The organism is uncultured Cocleimonas sp., from assembly GCF_947495625.1.
In the GTDB taxonomy this organism is placed as follows: domain Bacteria; phylum Pseudomonadota; class Gammaproteobacteria; order Thiotrichales; family Thiotrichaceae; genus Cocleimonas.
The window spans coordinates 1-20356 of record NZ_CANLZW010000048.1; the positions used below are offsets into that span (position 1 = coordinate 1).

Here is a 20356-nt window from a genome sequence, read left to right on the forward strand (position 1 = left end):
ATGGAAGCAAATCTATCCCTGTCAAAACGGTTGAATATTATTTTGCAAAAATGGAGGAGACCATATATGGGGGGTGTGTAATTAAACACACCCCCGTACTTTTAGGCGGTTTTTTGGATATACCAATGAAACTTAAGTCAATGGTATTCAATCGATATTAGCGATTCTCGCGATTATCAATTAAGTCATCAACCACTGAAGGATCAGCAAGTGTTGATGTATCACCTAAACCATCTAATTCATCCGCAGCTATCTTACGCAAGATACGACGCATAATTTTACCTGAGCGTGTCTTAGGTAGTCCTGGTGCAAATTGAATGATGTTGATTTTAGCAATCGGTCCGATTTCGCCACGAACTAGTTTAACCAGTTCAAGCTTCATTTCATCAGAGCCTTCTTCGCCATCCATCAACGTAACGTAAGCGTAGATGCCTTGACCAGTAAGATCATGCGGATAGCCAACAACAGCAGCTTCAGCTACTTTTTCGTGTAAGCCAAGTGCCGCTTCGATTTCTGCAGTACCAAGACGATGACCTGATACGTTTAGTACGTCATCAACACGTCCTGTGATCCAGTAGTTTCCATCTTCATCACGCTTAGCGCCGTCACCCGTAAAGTAATAACCCTTAAACATTGAGAAGTAAGTCTCATAAAAACGTTTGTGATCGCCAAATACGGTTCTGATCATTGCAGGCCATGGCTTATCGATAGCAAGGTTACCTGCTGCAGGATTACCTTCGATGACATTTCCTTCGTCATCAAGTAATACTGGGTGAACACCAAAGAAAGGTGCTGTTGCTGAACCTGGTTTTAATGCATGCACACCCGGTAATGGCGTCATCATGTGAGAACCAGTTTCAGTCTGCCACCAGGTATCAACGATAGGGCATTTGCCGTTACCGACTACACCGTGGTACCACTCCCACGCTTCCGGGTTAATTGGCTCACCAACGGTACCAAGTACGCGAAGTGTTTCACGAGAGGTTGATTCAACAGGCTCATTACCCGCGCCCATCAAAGAACGGATTGCAGTAGGAGCTGTGTAGAATATGTTTACTTTATGCTTATCAACTACTTTCCAGAAACGAGAAATATCAGGGTAGGTTGGTATACCTTCAAACATTAAGGTGGTTGCGCCATTGGCTAGCGGGCCATAGACGATATAAGTGTGTCCTGTTACCCAGCCAACATCAGCTGTACACCAGTAAACATCACCATCTTTATAATCGAATACTGCTTCATGAGTCATTGCAGCTTGAACCAGGTAACCACCTGTTGAATGAAGCACACCTTTAGGCGTTCCTGTAGAACCTGAAGTATAAAGAATGAATAATGGATCTTCTGAGTCCATTTCTTCTGGAGGACAATCTGGACTTGCAGCTGCAATAGCTTCGTCGTACCAAATATCACGGCCTTCTGTCCATGCTACGTCTTCACCACCACGACGAACAACGATACAGGTAGTTACACCAGGACATTCTTTGATAGCTGTGTCGGCATTCACTTTAAGTGGGATTTTACGTCCGCCACGCATAGACTGGTCTGAAGTGATAACCACTTTACAATCCGAATCGTTAATACGACTTGCTAGTGCATCTGGAGAGAAGCCACCAAATACGATTGAGTGAATTGCGCCAATGCGTGTACAAGCTAGCATAGCGACTGCAGCTTCTGGAATCATCGGTAGGTAAAGTGATACACGATCGCCTTTTTGTACACCACGGTCTTTTAAAACGTTAGCGAAACGTGATACTTCTTCGTGTAGTTCTTTATAGGTAATTTTGCGGTCTTCGTCTGGGCTATCACCTTCCCAGATAATTGCTACCTGATCACCGCGTTTTTCTAAATGGCGGTCTAAGCAATTATAAGAAACATTCAGTTTGGCATTTTTGAACCATTCGATGTGAAGATCTTCTTCGTTGAAGCTCCAATCTGATACCGTATCCCAAGGCTTGAACCAAGATACATACTTATTTGCTTGTTCTGCCCAGAATCCGTCGGGGTTTTCAATAGACTCTTTATACATGGCCTTATACTGCTCTGCGTTAATATTTGCATTTGCTGCAAACTCGACAGATACGGGGTGTACAATGTCTGACATGTGCTTCTCCTATTAGTTATCATTATGTTTGTACTAGCGTACGAATAAGACGTCTCACAAATGATTAGTTACTGTCCTTTGCTCGTTGTTTACTCGTTATTTGTTTTTTAATTTGTTCTTTAATTCTCACTCTTTTATTCTTTCGCATCCTCATAATGTAATATTAACGTTATATTTGGCAAGCGCTGTTGTCACAATTGAGCAAAAGTTGTCTTTAATGTTGTCAATATATGTCGCTATCAATTATATGTATAGTTAGGGTCAATTAATTTATTCTTATAAAATCAATAAGATACAAAGTTGGCATATCAATTGCAATCAGTATTAATATCTTGAAGTGTTTACTATAAAAAGATCAATGGTTTAAAATTCAAGAAATTAGTGTATTAAAAAATTAGCTTAGGCGAATTTAGGGTATAAAAAATATGGGTGCTTTATCAATGACAATTTTGATCGGTGTTCTGGTCATGTTGATTGTCGTTTTTGCGTTTGTACTGACTGTAAAAAGTGGCCAGTACGATGATATGGAAGGTCCTGCTCATCGAATCCTTATGGATGATGATGATCCGCGTATACCCGGTAATTCTCCTGTGTCAGATAGTACTGTGGTTTCTCAAGCGGATAGCGAGAAAAAACCGAAGTAACTATCAGTTGATACGGTAACATTTTAAATGATACTTAAGTATTTTTAATAACAGAGTAGAGTGTGTTGGGTTATATAATTATTTTATAGTGTCAAAAAAAGTATTTTGTTATAAAAATATTTTTTAGGAAGGATGTGACAATTCTGCTTTCTTGCTTTTTCGGGAAGTTAGCCTACTATATAAGTTAGTTATTATATAATAATAGCTGCTTAGGGTAATAAAAAAAAATATACCTTGGCTTTAAATATTGCGAGTAAGAGACAATTTAGGAGAATAGAGACCTATGTCAGATAGGAGATTACAGGTATTTCATGCTGTAGCAAGACTGCTGAGCTTTACAAAAGCTGCTGAAGTACTTCACATGACACAACCTGCTGTAACATTTCAAATACGACAGCTAGAAGAACAATTCGATACCAGATTGTTTGATCGTGCTCATAACCGGGTTAGCCTCACAGAGGCAGGTCATGTAGCGTTTGAATATGCAGAAGTCATTTTTGAAAAATATTCAGAAATGGAAAATGCAATTCGCGAGATAACAGGAAGTATCAGTGGATCGTTAACACTTGGGGCATCAACGACCATATCGGAATACATGTTACCGGCTTTATTGGGAGATTTTAATGCAAAAAATCCTGATGTTTTATTACGCTTGAGAGTTTCAAATACTGAGGGCATAGTTTCGATGGTAGAAAATAATGTCATCGATTTGGGCGTTGTTGAAGGTCCGGTAACAAACAAAAATCTATTAGTTGAGATTTGTAGAAAAGATGACTTGGTTGTTGTTGTACCTCCAGATCATGAATTGGCTAAGCAAAAATCTATTTCAGTTAAGAAGATGCTTGAATATCCTTTCATCTGTCGTGAAGAAGGATCAGGGACAAGAGAAGTGATTGTCGATCATCTAAGAGCACAGGGTGTGGGCAAGCATGCAATGAAAGCGTGTCTTGAACTGGGAAGCCCAGAGGCTATAAAAGGTGCAATTCAGGCAGGAATGGGTATTTCTGTTTTATCTAGTGTGAGTTTAGCTAAAGAATTAAAGCTGGGTACTTTGGTAACTATTCCATTGGATCCACCTCTTAGTAGAGAGTTCTCTTTTGTTCGTCAACGCCAAAAATTCCGCGTTAGAACTATGGAAGAATTATTGGAGTTTGCAAGAGCCTACTGTAAAGATAATCAGTAATATCTTGTTGTTAGTAAAAAATCGGAGACTATGTTCTCCGTTTTTTTTGTCCGTTTTATTTTGCTTATCATGGTATTATTTTGTTTTAATACCATTAGTTATAGATTTTCAATGGCAAAGTAGAATTAGAGTAGGATTTTAATGTTACCAACGATGCCTGTTCAAGGCAGTAAAGCAGAACGAAAGCTTATTAAACTCTTTAAAGCGCTTGATACTTCAAAACAAGAGACGTTACTCTCTTTCGCTGAATTTTTAGTTGCCCAGGCTAATGGTAATAAAGAAACAAATCTAGAGCAGGGAGATGAAAAGCAAACGATTACTGAGCCGCTTGAAATCGAACGTCCTGAAGGTGAAAGCGTTATAAAAGCGATTAAAAGGCTTAGTGAGACCTATCCTATGGTGGATAAGGATAATATTTTGCATCCTATTTCAGATCTTATGACTGCGCATATGTTGCAAGGAAAGGAAGCAGAATACATTATCGATGAACTTGAAGCGGTATTTTTAAAAGAATACCAAGGCAAAAATACTTAGGATCATCATAAATAAAAATAAATGATAAAGCACAGAAGAGATCAGCTTAAATTATGTTAAAACTCGTTAATGACTGGTACCGCCGGCATTTTACAGACCCCCAAGTTGCCATATTAGCGTTACTGCTAGTTTTAGGCGCTTCTATTTTATATGCGATTGGTGATGTTTTAACGCCATTACTGGCAGCAATCATTATTGCTTATTTGCTCGATGGGGCAGTAAGCATGTTAAAAAAATATAAAGTCCCCAGATTGGTCGCGATACTTTCCACCTTCAGTGTATTTATCATTCTATTATTAATAGTGCTGTTTATTTTAGCGCCTTTGTTATTTAGACAAGCCACCCAGTTTGTTCTCGAAATTCCAAAAATGTTTGCCCAGGGGCAGACGCTATTAATGCAGTTACCAGAAAAATATCCGAATATTATTTCCGAGCAACAAGTCAGTGAATTGTTGATTGGGATCAGAACGCAGATAACCGACTTTTCTCAATTAGTCGTAAGCTTCTCATTATCTTCTGTTTCGGATTTACTGACTTTCATGGTTTATCTGGTGGTTGTACCTTTATTGATTTTCTTTTTTCTTAAAGATAAAGAAATCATTATCAATTGGTTTAAAGCTTTTCTACCAACAGATAGATCACTAGTTTCACAAGTTTGGCATGAAATGAATGGCAAAATAGCTGGATATGTCAGGGGTAAATTTGCTGAAATTGTTGTAGTTTGGGTAATAACTTATGTCACCTTTATGGTCTTCAATTTAAATTATGCGATGCTGCTTTCATTTGCTGTTGGTATCTCGGTGTTGATACCTTACGTTGGTGCCGCACTTGTTACCATACCGGTAGCCATCGTTGCTTATTTTCAATGGGGTTATACAACCGAGACCTTATACGTCATCATTGCCTACGGTATTATTCAATTCCTTGATGGCAATTTATTGGTACCTTTGTTATTTTCTGAGATGGTTAATTTACATCCGGCTGCAATCATCACTGCTGTTTTATTGTTTGGTGGTCTATGGGGTGTATGGGGCGTGTTTTTTGCTATTCCGTTGGCAACCTTGATCCACGCGATTATTAACTCCTGGCCAAGGGCACAAAAAGAACTTGAAGAGTGAGTTATATTCTTTAGAGCTTTCTGATGGTTACCATCCCTATTTGATTATTCGTTCAAATAGGGCCAAACATATTCGTATTAAACTTTCTAATACTGGTGTTTTAAGTCTGGTTCTTCCAAAAGGGACGCCGGACAAAATAGGGCATTCTTTTATTGTCTCTAAATCCGCATGGGTAGAGAAAAATCTTAATAAGTTATCCATCACTGACAAAGAAACAATCCCCGAATCGTTAAACCTGCGTTTATTGAATGAGCTTTGGCAAATTGAATACGTTAATGAATCCGCCCATCAAATACATTTGAAAGAGCATAAAGATTTTAGTCTCAGCATCTCAGGTAACACCTCTGATGTTACTCAATTCCACACGGTTATTAATCACTGGTGTAAAAAAAAATCCAGGGCAGTATTTACATCGATGCTGGAACAATTAGCAGAAGAGCATGGCTTTCATTATAACGGTTTGAGTATTAGGGCCCAAAAAACACGCTGGGGCAGCTGTTCTAGTAAAAAAAATATCAATCTAAATTGTAAATTACTGTTTATGCCAAGCGAAGTTGTGAAGTACGTGATGATTCATGAACTCTGCCATACCCTGGAAATGAATCATTCTTCTCGATTTTGGGATTTAGTCGAAGACTGTGACCCTAATTATAAAAAACATAGGCGAGATTTGAAGCAGCTAGGTAGAGAGTTGTTTTTATAATTTAAGGCGAGGTATTCAATTTATATTGCCTGATTATTTTATCTAAAAGGGTAATAATTACAGTGAAAATTATTTAAAAAAACGCCTATAAGTAGGGGGGTGACATTAATCTTACCATTTATCAATTAGTGTCTACCGCTAGTCTTGGGATTGGCAAAATAATATTAATTATGCTAAAGAAAATGTAGAATTATTAACCAATACGATGGCTTGGTTCAACTGAGCTTAAGAAACATACAGTTATAATAGTTAAAAATAATAGAGTTGTTGTTTGTGATTTCTGTTTTAAATTAAACAGTCAATTTATAAATATTCACAAGTTGTAATTAATGATTTTTCATAATTATTACGATGAATATTGATGCCTATCAATCACTAGCTAATACAACATAAATATAAAAATAATATTGAGAATTATAGTGAAAAGACTGACTTCCAAAAATATTAATATTAGAAACAGGAATGCAAATAAGCAATCAGGCTTTAGCTTGATCGAAGTAATGATAGCCGCATTGATTTTATCCATTGGTATTTTAGGTGTAGCAGGTTTGCAGATTGTAGGAATGAGAGGAACACAGCATTCTTATATGAAACAGCAAGCAATGAGTCTTGTTCACAGCCTTACTGAGAGAATGCATTCTAATAAAGCTGGCGTTATATCTGGAGATTATTTGTTTAATAGTTCAGGTTTTGATTGTTCGGCGACTCCTCCGGTTTGTTCTGGTTCTGCTTCAAATTGTTCAACCGCTGAAATAGCTCAATTAGATAAATTAAACCTAATTTGTGGATATAAATCAGGATCGGGTAACAGAACGGGAGGCGTGAAAATAACTTCTGCTACAGATATTGCAACATTTGCAGGTGGTCAGCTTAATGTGACTTGCCCTAATACTTGTGCTACCGGCGAAGTTAGAATTGAAGCGTTATGGGATGAAAGAGGATATGAAGAAGAAACAGTTGGCACAACAGAATCAATAATAATTAATACGAGAATAATGCCATGAGTTTAATAAAAAGGCCTTATACAAAAAAGTCTAACCAGTTGCTTAATAAGAATCAGGCAGGCCTTTCGCTAATAGAGCTTTTGGTTGCCATGATAATCGGCTTGTTTTTATTAGCAGGTATATCATCCTCTTTTTTGAGTAGCAAAAAATCAAGTATTCAAAGAGATCAATTTTCACTGTTAGAGGACAATGGTCGTATCGCTTTGGAAATTATGTCAAGCGTAATAGAGCATACGGGCTATACCTCAGGTAATGGTGCACCTTTGCTAAATAATTTTATGAGGGGAGCGGTAAATTCTCGAATTTGTAGTGATGGACAGGACAGTGTTGTTGATACTGGGATTTTTACTACAAGTCCTAATCCAACGTCTGACGATGATATAAAAGGTGACCGGATAGGAGTCGTTTATCTTGGTGATGATCAAGTATCAACGGATTGTACAGGCGGTCCTTTACCTGTCGGTTGTCAAGTTTCACCGACCACCACACCTGAGACCGCAAGTATTTATAATGCTTTTTATCTAGATGATGTAAATAAAAGATTAATGTGTGCTGGTTCACGATTTAATGAAGCAGAGGTTATCGCTGAGGGAGTTGAAAATATGCAGGTTTTGTATGGCATTGATGACAATGGCGATAAAGCTGTAGAACGTTATGTCAATGCTGCAGACGTAAATGGTTCTTGGTCGAATGTTATTAGTGTCCAGATAGCAATTCTGGTTAGAGCTTTAAGAGAAACCAAAAGTACTTCAGAGTCGGTGACTTATTCATTGTTAGATGTAGCCGTTCCTTCACCTGATGATAGGTATAAGAGAGCTGTATTTAGTACCACAGTTAATCTAAGAAATACCCTGTAAAACTAGAAATAATGAGAGTAAATAAAATGACAATTCAAAAGAAACAGAAAGGAGTCGTTCTCGTGATTTCTTTAATAATGTTACTTGTGATTACACTAATAGGTGTCAGTGCTGTAAAGATGTCGACTTTAGATACTCAAGTAGCAGGAAATAGTATTTATTCTGCATTGGTTTTTCAAGGTGCTGAATCGGCACTAGGCAAAGTATTATCTGATAAGGATTTAAGCAATGTAGATACAGCAGCATCTGCTAGAAATTTGGTCATCGATGTGCCAGCTGATTATTTTAATCCGGCCGAAGCAGTTTCTGCTGGCGCTACACTGAATTCAAAAGCAACCATACAATTCGATGGTGTTTTAGACTCTCCTGTTCTAAATAATGTAGCAAATTCATCTGAGTTTAATTATCAGATTTTTAGAGTGATAGCTGATAGCAAGCTGTCTTCGAGTTCCGCTCGGGATGTCCATACTGATGGAAGAGCTGTACAGATTCCTAAACAATAAATAAGTAATAGACTAATTAAAATAATAGGCAAGAAAATGCGTAAATTAAACAAAATATTAGCCACAATAATATTCGCGATATTTTCAACAGTTTCGGCTGATGATATCGATATCATCGATTCTGAAACTCTTCTTAATGCGAATATACTATTTGTTATGGATTTGTCGGGTAGTATGAAATGGTGTCCGGGTGCTTATATTAGAGATGAATACTGTGCAACAGGTCCAACACGTCTGGATGAATTGAGAGGTGCTTTTCAGGATATTATTGCCGATACAGACTTTGATAATGTGAATTTTGGATTGTCGTTATTTTCTGGTGGTGGTCAAGGGGCTCAAGGTTCTTCGGTTGCTCATGGAATACGATATCCAGTAAGTCCGATTATAGGAACATTGGCACAAGATGAATTAAGTAAAACGGGGTTCGTTCATCCCGGTACTGCGCCAAATAATAGTTTTATGCCAGATGCCGGTACTTATAATTCTCGTGAATATTTGAGTTTATTCGCATCTGATACATCCATTTGGAATGCATATGGTAGTACACCAATTGTAGATGCATTGTTTGAGGCCGCCTTGTATTTTAGGGGCGAAGATGTAAATGCAGGAAAGTATCCAGCTAGTGATATTAGATCAGCGCACCCGTCGACCTTTACGGGAGCAGGTTACTCAACGACTTCTACTACCTCGACACCTAGCTGTGATGCATCAACAAGACAAACTTGTACCAAAGGATCTTGTGGTACTTCAGAAATTTGTACTGCTACAACTGGTTCAACAACGAGCGCCACAGATACTGGTGGCTGTACGCTGCAAACTGGAAATCGAGCGTATTGTGGTACTGGTGAAACTAGTTGTGGCTTAGGTTCTGGGTGTGTAAGTGATGACTATACTTATACAAAGTATTGTGGCACGTCGCATGCAACTATATCTAGCTGTCAGGCAGCACACCCTACTTGGTATGCTTGTGAAACATACGAAGACACCAGCACCGTGGTGAATGATGAAGGTTTTGAAACGACGACTACAACGACACAAGTAAGGTGTAAAGAAGATCGGACTTACTACAATTGTGATGCTGCTGATAACTATTCATGTCCTACTACGGGTGAGAGTTGCACTAAGTGTCCGGATGCTGTGACGACTAATGAACCTAGTTTTTCTGGAACATATAAATCACCCATTATAGAAGAATGTAGTAATAACGGTATTATTTTACTTTCTGATGGTGGTCCAACAGAAAACACTACGGCAGATTTAATCCATGGCAAAATTGGTACCTATGCACAAGGTTGTCAAAATGCTCCATCTCCTGGTACTAATACTCAAGTTTATGGACGTTGTGGACCAGAATTAGCTAAATATTTAGCAACCGAAGACCATGCAGATGGAAGTACTTCGGTTCCAGATATCAATGGAGTTCAGAGTGTTGCAACATACACAGTGGGTTTATCATTACTAGCAGGCTCTGAAGAGGCAGAATATCTCGAAGAGATTGCAGAAGATGGTGACGGAACTTTTGTGACTGCAAACGATAGAGCCGGATTAACCAAGGCATTCAAAGATGCTATTTTGGGAATTGCTGGTACTAAAGGTAGATCTTTTGCGGCGCCAAGTTATTCAATTGATACTAGTAATTTATTGTCACACGGAAATTCTGTTTATGTTCCGGTATTCGATAAAGATGGCGTTGTTTGGCCTGGTAATTTGAAAAAGTATCAACTGATTGGAGGAGTTCTATCTGATGCGGCGGGAGATCCTGCTGTAGATTCTAGTGGGGCATTATTAAGTTCAGCTAGAGATATGTGGTCTAGTGTCGCTCCTACAGATATTATCCGAAGTGGAGGTGCAGCCAATAAAATTGATGCTGATAACAGAACTATATTAACTGATAATGGTTCTTCTACTTCTCCTTCTCTAATTAGTTTAAATACAAGTATCGCTAATTCAGAGTTTGGTATTACAGGAACGAGTACAGCGGATAATGCTCTGAAAAGTGATCTAGTTAAATACATCAAAGGAATAAATCCAGACGATGATACTGAGCGTTTTCATATGGGAGATATCATCCATAGTAAGCCAGTTCAACTGTTGAAAGCAGATGGTAGTAAATATATTTTTGTTGGTACGAATGAAGGTTATTTACATGCTATTGACGATAGTGATGGAACAGAAGTTTTTGCCTATATGCCACAGGACTTGTTGCCAAATATTAAAAGACAATATGAGAAAAATATTGATGGTGGTCATATTTATGGTGTTGATAGTCCAATAACTTTATGGATTGATGAGACAGGCAGTTCACCCGCTGAATATGGTAATGGAGTGCTGGATCCTGGAGAAGAAGCATACCTGTTCTTTGGACTTCGTCGTGGTGGAAAACACTACTATGCATTAAATGTTACTCAACCAGCTACTCCAGTACTTATATGGAGAAAGCAATTTGGTACAGGTGATTCTTGGTCGCAACCTGTAGTTGCCAAGCTTAAAGAGCATAACAAAACTCAGACAACGCCCGTGTTAGTTATAGGTGGTGGTTATAATGAAGATGCTTCTGGTAATCAAATTGATGGTGGTAATGCGGTATTTATTGTAGATGCAATAGATTCAACTACGGGAGGTGATATAATTTGGGAAACTCCTACTGCCGCAAAATATGCGCCTAATGGTTCGATAGCGACTAACGATGCAGTGCCTTCACGAATTCGTGTTCTAGATATTGATCGAAATGGATCAATAGATCGCCTTTATTTTGGTGATACTGGCGGTAACATTTGGCGTGCTGATTTAAATGCTTCAGTTTACGATAGCGATACTAGTAACGACGGTAATATTTCTGAAGCCAAGTTGTACAAAATAGCTAGTTTGGGTGGGGCTGATGCAGCTAATCGCAAGTTTTTTGAAGAGCCAGATATTGCTGTGTTTAGACAAAAAGGTGGATATGTCGCTAGTATAGCAATAGGAAGTGGAGATAGAACAAGACCGCTTGATGATTCTGTAAATGACAAATTCTTTGTTGTCTATGATACAGAAGCTTTTGTCGAGCCCACTTCAACAACAGCGCTGCTATTAAGTGACTTAATTGATTCAACAGCAATTACTGCTGGAGTTACACACAAAGGTTGGTATAAGAATCTTATAAGTACAACAGGAGAAAAGGTGCTTTCGACTGCAGTAACATTCCAGAATAAAGTAATGTTTACTACTTTTGGTACCACTTCAATAACAACTTCAACTAATGGTTGTAGTACTAGTAATACTAATGAGGCTAGACTTTATATTCTGGATTTACTATCAGGTAATGAAGATACGAATGTAGTCGCATCATCTGGAGAAATATTAGGTACGCCACAAATTATTTTTGAAGGTTTGCAGGCAGAAAATGGCGGCACATGTGGAAAAGATGACTGTGTACGCAAAACAATAGTCCGAGTTGGTAAAGCAGGTCCATTTGCATTACCTGCAGCAGGTAATGCATCTCCTGTTCCAGATACTTTACCAAGAGTTTATTGGTTCGATAATGAATAATAATAACAGGTGTAAAATGAAAAACTTAAAACGTAATAGTGGGTTTACTTTAATAGAACTGATGATAGTGGTGGCAATATTAGGTATTGTTTCTGCTATCGCTTTTCCATCATATATGGATTATGTAAAAAAGGGCAAAAGAACAGATGCGAAAGTTGAGTTACTTAGATTGGCCCAAGTGCAGGAAAGCTATTTTACACAAAATTTAAGTTACGCTAGTACTCTAGCAGGTGATTTAGGGTTGACTGAGCCAGTGATGTCAGAACAAGATAACTATGCTATTACCATGACACCACTTCCAGCGGGATGTGGAGGAACATCTGTTTCGCCATGTACATCTTATACATTGACGGCTACTGCCCAAGCAAAACAGAATGACGGGCATTGCGGAAATTTTACGATTTCTAACACTGGTTTGAAGCGAGTTACTGCAGGTGGCGCTGCTGGAAGCACTGCTAATACTGACCGCTCAAAAGAGTGCTGGAGATAATATTTACTTTTCAAACGTGTTCTAATTATTAAAAAGCACCTACTTTTAGGTGCTTTTTTGATTTTGAAGGTTAATGAGTTGCAGCTAATGTAATTCTAATATTCTCAGCAAGATCTTTTTTACTTTCGATCTCTATAAAATCATTTAGTGTAAAAGAACTTTGAGTTCTTAGATGTTGATCATAACCATGTTCTAGTATTACTAAACCAATGGGTTTTAAAAACATTTTACTGTATTCAATTATGTGATGGATATCTCTCATTCCAAGATCATCCGCAACTAAAGCTGAATATGGCTCATGTCTTATAGTTTGATTCAGGTGTGGATCATTAGGCTCAATATAGGGTGGGTTTGACACTATCAGGTCAAAGTCTTTGTCAGTGATATTTTCAAACCAATCTGAATGTATAAACTCAATTTGCTGATCTAATTTTAAAGTAACGGCATTTCTTTGTGCTACTTCTAATGCTTTTTTTGAACTATCACATGCCACTATTGATGCATCTGGTCTCTCAGAAGCTAGTGCCAAAGCTATCACTCCAGATCCTGTACCCAAGTCTAAAATTTTAGGGTTTTTAATATCTGCTATTTTTTCTAGTGCCACTTCTACTAGCAGCTCAGTCTCAGGTCTTGGGATTAAAACATCTGGAGTAACTTCTACGTCGAATGTCCAAAATGATTTTTTGCCGAGTATATAGGCGACTGGGTAATCATCTTTTCGAAGCTTCAGAGCATCTTCAAAACAGCGTTGTTCTGACTGTGTTAATTCGTGCTCGGGCCAGGTGTGGCAATAAGTACGGTTTTTCTTTAGGCAATGGGCAAGCAATAACTCTACATCTAATGCAGCAGAGTCTGAAATTGCCTCTAATTCTTTTCTAGCGTTAAATAAAACACGTTGAATGGTTATAGTTGTCATAGGCTACAAAAAAAGTGCCTGAAAGTAGGGGGGTGACTCATAACTATATTATTAACTATGTTCTAACTGTTTTCTTCGCTTAATGCAGACAATTGCTCAGCTTGATATTCGTTAATCAGTGGATCAATAATCTGATCTAAATCACCTGATACGAACTCATCCAGTTTATATAAAGTCAGATTGATTCTGTGATCTGATACGCGTCCCTGGGGAAAGTTATAGGTGCGAATTCTTTCAGATCGATCGCCACTACCTACTAATGATTTACGTTGTTCAGCTTGTTCAGCATCTTGAACTGATCGCTCGCCTTCAAGGATACGCGCTTGTAAAACTGACATCGCTTGCGCTTTGTTTTTATGTTGCGATCTTTGGTCCTGACATTCAACCACAATACCCGTTGGTAAATGCGTAATTCGGATCGCTGAATCGGTTTTGTTAACGTGCTGACCACCTGAGCCAGAGGCTCTGAATGTGTCTACTCGTATGTCATTCTTATTGATGTTTTGTGCTTCAACTTCATCAGGTTCTGGCATTACAACAACAGTCGCAGCTGATGTATGCACACGACCTTGAGATTCCGTTTCTGGAACACGTTGAACGCGATGCGCACCGGATTCAAACTTCAAACGTGAATAAGCACCCACACCAACAATACGGGCAATAATTTCTTTGTAGCCACCGTGTTCGCCCAGGTTTTGGCTCATGATTTCTACTTGCCAGCGCTTTTGTTCTGCATAACGTGAATACATACGGAATAGGTCGCCAGCAAAAATCGCCGCCTCATCTCCACCCGTTCCAGCGCGAACCTCTAAAAAGATATTGCTATTATCGTGTGGGTCTTTCGGCAGTAATAATTTCTGAAGGGTTAGCTCGAATGTTTCAAGTGATTCCTTAATGTCAGCAAGTTCTTCCTTCGCCATGTCTTTCAGCTCGGGGTCTTCCAGCATTTCTTCTGCCGTTTCTTTATCTTCAATTAATTGTAGATAGTTTTTATATTCCACAACTAAAGGCTCTAACTGACTGTATTCCATAGAAAGCGCACGAAAATGGTTTTGATCAGCCATCACCTCTGGTTCTGCCAATAATCCAGTAATTTCTTCGTGTCGATCACTCAGCGTATCGAGTTTATTTAAAATGGATGCTTTCACTGTTTATTATTTTCCTTATCAGTTGATTCGGTTTGAGTCTCTACTGTCGATAAATTAAGTAATTTATCAGACGCTTCGAGTAATTTATGATCCCCGGAGTGTGCGGCTTTATTCATCGCAACTGTAGCATCATGCGCCAATTTATTGGTTAATGTATGTGCCAGAAATGATAATGCTTCGTCTGCAGTAGAACCATTTTTGAGTAATTTCAGTGCCTTATCTAACGTTTCGTCCTGTATCGTACTGATCTTATCACGATAACTTTTAATCAGACTCATCTGATCTTGGGCGCGCATCCAGCCCATAAAGCTTTCAACTTCTTCTGCGATCATTTCTTCACCCTGAAGAGCTGCTTCTTGACGGGACTTCATATTGTCTTCAATTACTGATTGAAGGTCATCTACGGTATACAAATAAATATCATCTAGCTCGCCAACTTCTTCTTCTATATCTCTGGGTACTGCGATATCAACCATGAAGATGGGTTTGTGCTTTCGTTTTTTCAAGGCCGCTTCAACGGTTCCTTTGCCAATAATTGGCATTGGTGCGGCGGTAGAAGAAATTACAATGTCAGCGTCTGGTAAGTAATCACCAATATCTTGTAAAGTAATTCCTAAGCCATTGAATTCATTAGCGAGTTGGGTCGCCTTCTCAACACTTCTGTTGGCAATAATTACTTTGCCGATATTGGCATTATTTAGGTGTTTGCCGACAAGCTCAATGGTTTCACCAGCACCGATTAACAATGCGGTTTTGTTATCCAGATTGCTGAATATTTGTTTAGCGAGATTTACTGCAGCGAAGGCAACTGAAACCGGATTCGTGCCTATACCTGTTTGTGTGCGTACTTTTTTTGCGGTTGAAAACGCATGTTGCATCAAACGTTTCAGGGTGGTGCCTGCGGTCTTTTTTTCAGAGGCCGTTTTAAGTGCTCCCTTTAATTGGCCAAATATTTGTGGCTCACCGAGCACCATGGAATCTAATCCGCTAGCAACGCGCATTACGTGCTTGATAGCTTCACCATTAGCATGATTGTAAATATATTCTTTTAAGTTGTGGCTATCCATTCCATGTTCCTTGGATAGCCAATCTAATATTTGCTCTTCTGTGTAATTTGAATAAGTATAAATTTCTGTTCTATTACAGGTAGATAGGATTATTACTTCATTATCTTTATGGTTGTTTTCGATGTCATTTTTGATCTGTGAAAGAGTCTCTATCAATCCATCTGGCGAGAACGCAACTTTCTCGCGGATTGCGACGGGCGCGGTTTTATGATTAATTCCAATTACACGTAAAGACATAGGGGCGCGATTATAGCGTGAATACAGTGAGTTATTACAGACTAGTTTACTGCTTTGTTTTATAAATATATCGGACTGCTTTTATGAGCTAGATGAAAAAGGTAAAGATCATTTAAACAAATCCTAATATTCGCTCCACTTCTTTTTCGTGTGTTCTAAAATTTAGTGTAAATAAAGTCAGTTTCATTTTAGCTACCAGTTAGCTGGTGATAACTGGACTTCATTCTTTACTGTGCAACTGAGCATGGTTTGGCTATGTACACTATAGTTAGTATATCGAAAGTGTTTTTTATCGTTTTTGTCGATGTAGGTTCTACGCAGTTTCAATAATCCAGGGAAGGATTTTTATATGATATTTGCTATTTTAAAACAGTATTTTCTCTATTCAGAGCAGGCTAAACAAGGCCAGCAAGGTAATCTTGTCTTCTGTTCTGGAACTTCTGTTAAAAATGGTAATTCGTTAAAACCTAATTTTATATATCTTCTAAGTTCAGTTTTTATCTTATGTTTTACTTTAGCAATACCAGCTCATGCTCGCGTATTAAATCAAGAGAGTACGGAAACGGGTAATTTTAAAGCTGAATTTCTTTATCAGGCACTTGCCGCTGAAATTTATAGAGAAATGGGTGATGAAGTTCTTGCGGTTGAACAATATCAGCACTTAGCGCTGGAAAGCAGGGATCCAGCTATAGCAAGACGTGTGACGATTCTGGCAGCGGCAACAGGGCAACTTCCAAAAGGTTTAAAAGTTGCTGAACGTTGGGTAGCGTTAACTCCTGATGATCTTGAGGCAAGACAATATCTGGCGTTGCTTTATCTTCGGAATAACAAGATTAAATTATCATCGGCACAATTTCATACAATTCATGAATTAGTAGAGGAAACCTTTATTAAAAATGAAGGTTCAAGTGATAAACAGGAAAAGCAGGAATTAGTTAAGCACTCTCAAAAGACGTCCTTATTAGCGACTAAAGTGATTAAAAAAGTACAGGTCAGTCAAGGGTTAACCTTTATAGGCTCAGTGCTAGCGGCCGAAACTCATAGAGATAAAGCTTATCGCGTGTTTGCTGAATACACAAAAGAGCACAAGAGCAAAATATACTACCGTCAACAAAAGCTTATTGCAGCTAATCTGGCTCTAAAAGCAAAAAATTACAAAGCTGTCATAGTTGAGTTGGAGAATATCAAAGGTCTTGATTCGCAAAATTTGGTGGATGCGATGTCAATGAAAGCAAAAGCCTTACATAAACTCAATAGAAATCCAGAAGCTATTAATGTACTAATGTCGATTAAAGATAATCCGATGGTAAGTGATAGCAGTAAACTTGAATTGGTACGATTATTTGTTTTGCAAAAACAAAAGAAAAAAGCACTACCAATTCTGGAAAAATTGATTGTAAAGCACGAAAAGAATTATGATTTATTGAAGTCATTAATAGCTCTACAAATTGATCAACGACAATTAACTAAAGCTGAAGCCAGTATTGATAAATTACGTGCTTCAAAAAGCTATCTTCATGATGCGGACTATTTTTCTGGTGAAGTATTGCAAACGAAAGGAAATTTGAAAGAAGCACTCAGCTATTATGAAAAAGTGAGTGGTGGATCTTTCTTAAGAAACGCACATCAAAAAGCTATTTTTATCACCAAAGAAACCCAAGGAAATAAAGGGCTTAGTCGTTACTTCGAGAAAAAATACAAGGCTTCCAAAGACATTATTAACAAGGCTTATTGGTCTAAGCTTCGAGCGGATAGTTCGTTCAGTGACAAAGATTATCCTCAAGCCCTGGTTTACTATAATCAGGCAATAAAGCTGTCTCCTTTAAATCCCCGATACTACTACCGTCGTGGCTTACTGCATGAACGCATGAGAAAACTGGATTTTGCTGAAAAAGATTTTAATCAGGTACTTTCAATAAGTAAAAACGATGCTGATGCCTTGAATGCTTTGGGATATATGTTATCGGTTAATACCAAACGCCTCGATGAAGCGAAAACATACATTCGTAAAGCACATCAAATTAAACCTCATGATCCGCTTATTATGGATAGTTTGGGCTTTGTTCATTTTAAAAGCGGCGATTTAACGGAAGCCGAAAAATATCTGAGAAAAGCATTCAAACTGATTAAAGATCCGGAAGTGGCTAGTCATCTCATTAGCGTATTAGCCGAGAATGACAAGCAAGACGAGGCATTACGCCTCTACCAAGAGATGACTGAAAAGTATCCCAATAACAAAGTATTACACGAAGCTAAACAATATTTACAAAATTGATCGTTAAGGAGTCACTGATTAAGTCCCATAAATTCTGGCAACGCCAAAAATCCAGGATCAAGGCATAGTCATGCAGAAATGCTTTTTGCCTTTCAAATGACTATAACGCAGAGGCTGGGTTTTTGGCTAAGCCCCACAGGGCAAGACTACAGACTGCCATCTTCGTTGTTGCACTTCTTTTGAAGGGGATGGTCATTCCCTGCGAAGCACGCCTAGAAGATCATAGCCTGTAGTCTTGCAGAATTTTATTGGACTTAATCAGAGGTTCCTTAAGTACACCTAAATTGTTACTATCCTAGATCGTTGTATGATTTTGTAACGGCTTGATCTTTCAAAGGATAATATAATGTCAATAAGATTGGTTTCTTGGATGAAATCTCGTGTACTGCTGGTTACCACTGTGATTTTACTGGGAGGTTGTACGCAATACGGTACCCAGCCACCACAAGTTAAATCAGTAGTGAGTCCTTCCGTTAAACAGTCCGCCTGGAAACAGCGTCAGGCATATATTGCTCGTCGACAAAACTGGAATCTAAACAGTAAAATATCTTTACGTTATGGCGATGAGAATTATATTTTCGGCCTCAATTGGGCGCAGCAACCTGCCAATAAATATACCATGCAAATTACTAATCCGTTGACTGGAGCCTTGGTTGCAAAATTAAGCCGTCAAAGTGGGGGGGTGACTTTATTATCTGATAACGGTAGAACGTATCGAGATACTGATGAAGAGCGTTTATTGTTGAATCAATCAGGCGTTAGAATTCCAGTAAAAGGCATGCAATATTGGGTGAGGGGAATTGCATCGCCACAACATAAGGTGGAACAATTAATTCTAGATAATTTGGGACGTCCACAAACCCTTTATCAGGCAGGTTGGAAAATCAGCTATTCGGATTATTTAAATAATAGTTCTCAAGCGATGCCGCGAAAAGTGGTGCTTACCCGCAGTAAAGATAAACTGTATATAAAGCTAATAGCTAAACGATGGCAGGGTATTTAAAGCATTGCAATGATTTCAACGTTAACCTTGCCTGCGCCGGCAAAACTTAATTTATTTCTTCATATAACTGCACAACGTGAAGATGGATATCATTTATTGCAAACGGTTTTCCAGTTGCTCGATTATTCTGATGAAATTACTTTAGATATTCGCCAGGATGGAAAATTAAAGCGAAAAAAATACCGTAACGAATCAAACAAAAATTTTAATGCTTTAAATGAGATTCCTTTAGAGTCTGATTTATGCGTTCGAGCAGCTAAACTACTTCAATCTCATACAAATTCCAGTTTGGGGGTTGATATTACCCTGAATAAAAAACTACCCATTGGTGGTGGAATAGGTGGCGGAAGTTCTGATGCAGCTACCGTATTACATGGCTTGAACCTACTTTGGGATTGTGATTTAAGCAATCAGCAGCTTGCAGATTTAGGGTTGAAACTGGGTGCAGATGTCCCTGTTTTTATTCACGGAAATTCAGCCTGGGCAGAAGGAATTGGTGAGCAATTAACACCTATGAATTTGCCAGAAACGTGGTTTTTAGTGATTCGACCCGATATCTCTGTATCAACGGCAGAAATTTTTTCAGATCAGGGATTGACACGAGATAGTGAAGCCCTCACAATTACGCGCTTTCTGAATGACGCAGTATTTGAAAAGCAGTCAAATGTTTTTGAAATAATTGTAAAAAAGAAGTACCCAAAAATAGCAAATGCGCTAGAATGGCTTTCTTCTTTTTCAGAAGCACGGTTAACCGGAACTGGTAGTTGTATCTTTGCTAAATTTGATAGTGAAGATGAAGCGAATCAGGTACTTGAAGCGTTAGCAGAGTCGTCAAATAATTGGCAGGGCTTTGTCGCAAAAGGGGTTAATCAATCGCCATTGCATAAAGCAATAGCGGCGTTACAGAAAACGTAACGTAAGTAGTACATGTAAGTAAATAATATTGGGGCGTCGCCAAGTGGTAAGGCTCTGGGTTTTGATCTCAGCATGCGTAGGTTCGAGTCCTACCGCCCCAGCCATATTTTATCGGTACATGGTTATATTT

The 20356-nt window shown here is 38.5% G+C and carries 17 protein-coding genes and 1 tRNA gene; 14 read left to right on the plus strand and 4 right to left on the minus strand.

From position 1 onward, the window contains the following. Positions 1 to 157: 157 nt before the first annotated feature. Positions 158 to 2101 (minus strand): acetate--CoA ligase, encoded by a 1944-nt coding sequence (gene acs / locus Q1A31_RS19330; RefSeq protein ID WP_299880895.1) that lies wholly within the window; start codon positions 2099 to 2101, stop codon positions 158 to 160. Between the two features lie 440 nt (positions 2102 to 2541). Between acs and ccoS the strand changes: the two genes are divergently transcribed. The 10 genes from ccoS (at position 2542) to Q1A31_RS19380 (ending at position 12665) form a co-directional block, all read left to right on the plus strand. Continuing rightward, positions 2542 to 2745 (plus strand): cbb3-type cytochrome oxidase assembly protein CcoS, encoded by a 204-nt coding sequence (gene ccoS, locus Q1A31_RS19335; protein WP_299880898.1) that lies wholly within the window; start codon positions 2542 to 2544, stop codon positions 2743 to 2745. A gap of 283 nt (positions 2746 to 3028) precedes the next feature. Beyond that, entirely contained in the window at positions 3029 to 3928 is a 900-nt protein-coding gene (locus tag Q1A31_RS19340) for a LysR family transcriptional regulator (RefSeq protein ID WP_299880901.1), read from the plus strand. A 141-nt stretch (positions 3929 to 4069) separates the two neighbouring features. Continuing rightward, positions 4070 to 4462 carry a hypothetical protein gene (locus tag Q1A31_RS19345; RefSeq protein WP_299880904.1) on the plus strand — a complete coding sequence of 131 codons (393 nt, stop codon included), beginning with the start codon at positions 4070 to 4072 and terminating at the stop codon, positions 4460 to 4462. Between the two features lie 53 nt (positions 4463 to 4515). Further along, entirely contained in the window at positions 4516 to 5580 is a 1065-nt protein-coding gene (locus Q1A31_RS19350) for an AI-2E family transporter (protein WP_299880907.1), read from the plus strand. Continuing rightward, a complete protein-coding gene (locus tag Q1A31_RS19355; RefSeq protein WP_299880910.1) occupies positions 5570 to 6283 on the plus strand; it encodes a M48 family metallopeptidase in 714 nt (237 codons plus the stop codon). The genes Q1A31_RS19350 and Q1A31_RS19355 overlap by 11 nt, the downstream gene beginning before the upstream one ends. Positions 6284 to 6690: 407 nt before the next feature. Continuing rightward, complete coding sequence (pilV, locus tag Q1A31_RS19360; protein WP_299880913.1) at positions 6691 to 7287, plus strand: type IV pilus modification protein PilV; 597 nt, start codon at positions 6691 to 6693, stop codon at positions 7285 to 7287. 38 nt (positions 7288 to 7325) lie between these two features. Continuing rightward, positions 7326 to 8144, plus strand: a complete 819-nt coding sequence (locus Q1A31_RS19365; protein ID WP_299880916.1) for a PilW family protein — start codon at positions 7326 to 7328, stop codon at positions 8142 to 8144. 26 nt (positions 8145 to 8170) lie between these two features. Next, a complete protein-coding gene (locus Q1A31_RS19370) occupies positions 8171 to 8647 on the plus strand; it encodes a PilX N-terminal domain-containing pilus assembly protein (protein WP_299880918.1) in 477 nt (158 codons plus the stop codon). Positions 8648 to 8683: 36 nt separating this feature from the next. Then, positions 8684 to 12175, plus strand: coding sequence for a pilus assembly protein (locus Q1A31_RS19375; protein ID WP_299880921.1), 3492 nt, complete (start codon positions 8684 to 8686; stop codon positions 12173 to 12175). Beyond that, a complete protein-coding gene (locus tag Q1A31_RS19380) occupies positions 12168 to 12665 on the plus strand; it encodes a type IV pilin protein (RefSeq protein ID WP_299880924.1) in 498 nt (165 codons plus the stop codon). The genes Q1A31_RS19375 and Q1A31_RS19380 overlap by 8 nt, the downstream gene beginning before the upstream one ends. A gap of 70 nt (positions 12666 to 12735) precedes the next feature. Here Q1A31_RS19380 and prmC read toward each other — a convergent pair whose 3' ends face one another. The 3 genes from prmC to hemA form a co-directional block, all read right to left on the minus strand. Then, positions 12736 to 13581, minus strand: a complete 846-nt coding sequence (gene prmC / locus Q1A31_RS19385) for a peptide chain release factor N(5)-glutamine methyltransferase (protein ID WP_299880926.1) — start codon at positions 13579 to 13581, stop codon at positions 12736 to 12738. A 62-nt stretch (positions 13582 to 13643) separates the two neighbouring features. Next, the gene (gene prfA / locus Q1A31_RS19390; RefSeq protein ID WP_299880928.1) at positions 13644 to 14729 is read right to left on the minus strand and encodes a peptide chain release factor 1; all 1086 of its coding nucleotides are present in this window, start codon (positions 14727 to 14729) and stop codon (positions 13644 to 13646) included. Next, positions 14726 to 16033, minus strand: coding sequence for a glutamyl-tRNA reductase (gene hemA, locus Q1A31_RS19395; protein WP_299880931.1), 1308 nt, complete (start codon positions 16031 to 16033; stop codon positions 14726 to 14728). The genes prfA and hemA overlap by 4 nt, the downstream gene beginning before the upstream one ends. Positions 16034 to 16382: 349 nt before the next feature. Here hemA and Q1A31_RS19400 point away from each other — a divergent pair, with 349 nt between their 5' ends. The 4 genes from Q1A31_RS19400 to Q1A31_RS19415 all read left to right on the plus strand — a co-directional run bounded on the left by Q1A31_RS19400 (position 16383) and on the right by Q1A31_RS19415 (position 20330). After that, complete coding sequence (locus Q1A31_RS19400; RefSeq protein ID WP_299880934.1) at positions 16383 to 18308, plus strand: tetratricopeptide repeat protein; 1926 nt, start codon at positions 16383 to 16385, stop codon at positions 18306 to 18308. A gap of 346 nt (positions 18309 to 18654) precedes the next feature. Then, positions 18655 to 19311 (plus strand): lipoprotein insertase outer membrane protein LolB, encoded by a 657-nt coding sequence (gene lolB / locus Q1A31_RS19405; protein ID WP_299880937.1) that lies wholly within the window; start codon positions 18655 to 18657, stop codon positions 19309 to 19311. Between the two features lie 9 nt (positions 19312 to 19320). Then, positions 19321 to 20226, plus strand: a complete 906-nt coding sequence (ispE, locus tag Q1A31_RS19410; RefSeq protein WP_299880940.1) for a 4-(cytidine 5'-diphospho)-2-C-methyl-D-erythritol kinase — start codon at positions 19321 to 19323, stop codon at positions 20224 to 20226. A 29-nt stretch (positions 20227 to 20255) separates the two neighbouring features. Further along, positions 20256 to 20330, plus strand: a tRNA-Gln gene (locus Q1A31_RS19415). Positions 20331 to 20356: the final 26 nt, after the last annotated feature.

What these genes read in the sequence shown, in the direction of transcription:
- Q1A31_RS19375 (WP_299880921.1), top strand. Translation starts at nt 8,684, where the DNA reads ATGCGTAAATTAAACAAAATATTAGCCACAATAATATTCGCGATATTT.
- Q1A31_RS19370 (WP_299880918.1), top strand. Translation starts at nt 8,171, where the DNA reads ATGACAATTCAAAAGAAACAGAAAGGAGTCGTTCTCGTGATTTCTTTA.
- Q1A31_RS19400 (WP_299880934.1), top strand. Translation starts at nt 16,383, where the DNA reads ATGATATTTGCTATTTTAAAACAGTATTTTCTCTATTCAGAGCAGGCT.
- Q1A31_RS19340 (WP_299880901.1), top strand. Translation starts at nt 3,029, where the DNA reads ATGTCAGATAGGAGATTACAGGTATTTCATGCTGTAGCAAGACTGCTG.
- prmC (WP_299880926.1), bottom strand. Translation starts at nt 13,581, where the DNA reads ATGACAACTATAACCATTCAACGTGTTTTATTTAACGCTAGAAAAGAA.
- Q1A31_RS19350 (WP_299880907.1), top strand. Translation starts at nt 4,516, where the DNA reads ATGTTAAAACTCGTTAATGACTGGTACCGCCGGCATTTTACAGACCCC.
- ccoS (WP_299880898.1), top strand. Translation starts at nt 2,542, where the DNA reads ATGACAATTTTGATCGGTGTTCTGGTCATGTTGATTGTCGTTTTTGCG.
- ispE (WP_299880940.1), top strand. Translation starts at nt 19,321, where the DNA reads ATGATTTCAACGTTAACCTTGCCTGCGCCGGCAAAACTTAATTTATTT.
- Q1A31_RS19380 (WP_299880924.1), top strand. Translation starts at nt 12,168, where the DNA reads ATGAATAATAATAACAGGTGTAAAATGAAAAACTTAAAACGTAATAGT.
- acs (WP_299880895.1), bottom strand. Translation starts at nt 2,101, where the DNA reads ATGTCAGACATTGTACACCCCGTATCTGTCGAGTTTGCAGCAAATGCA.
- hemA (WP_299880931.1), bottom strand. Translation starts at nt 16,033, where the DNA reads ATGTCTTTACGTGTAATTGGAATTAATCATAAAACCGCGCCCGTCGCA.
- lolB (WP_299880937.1), top strand. Translation starts at nt 18,655, where the DNA reads ATGTCAATAAGATTGGTTTCTTGGATGAAATCTCGTGTACTGCTGGTT.
- Q1A31_RS19345 (WP_299880904.1), top strand. Translation starts at nt 4,070, where the DNA reads ATGTTACCAACGATGCCTGTTCAAGGCAGTAAAGCAGAACGAAAGCTT.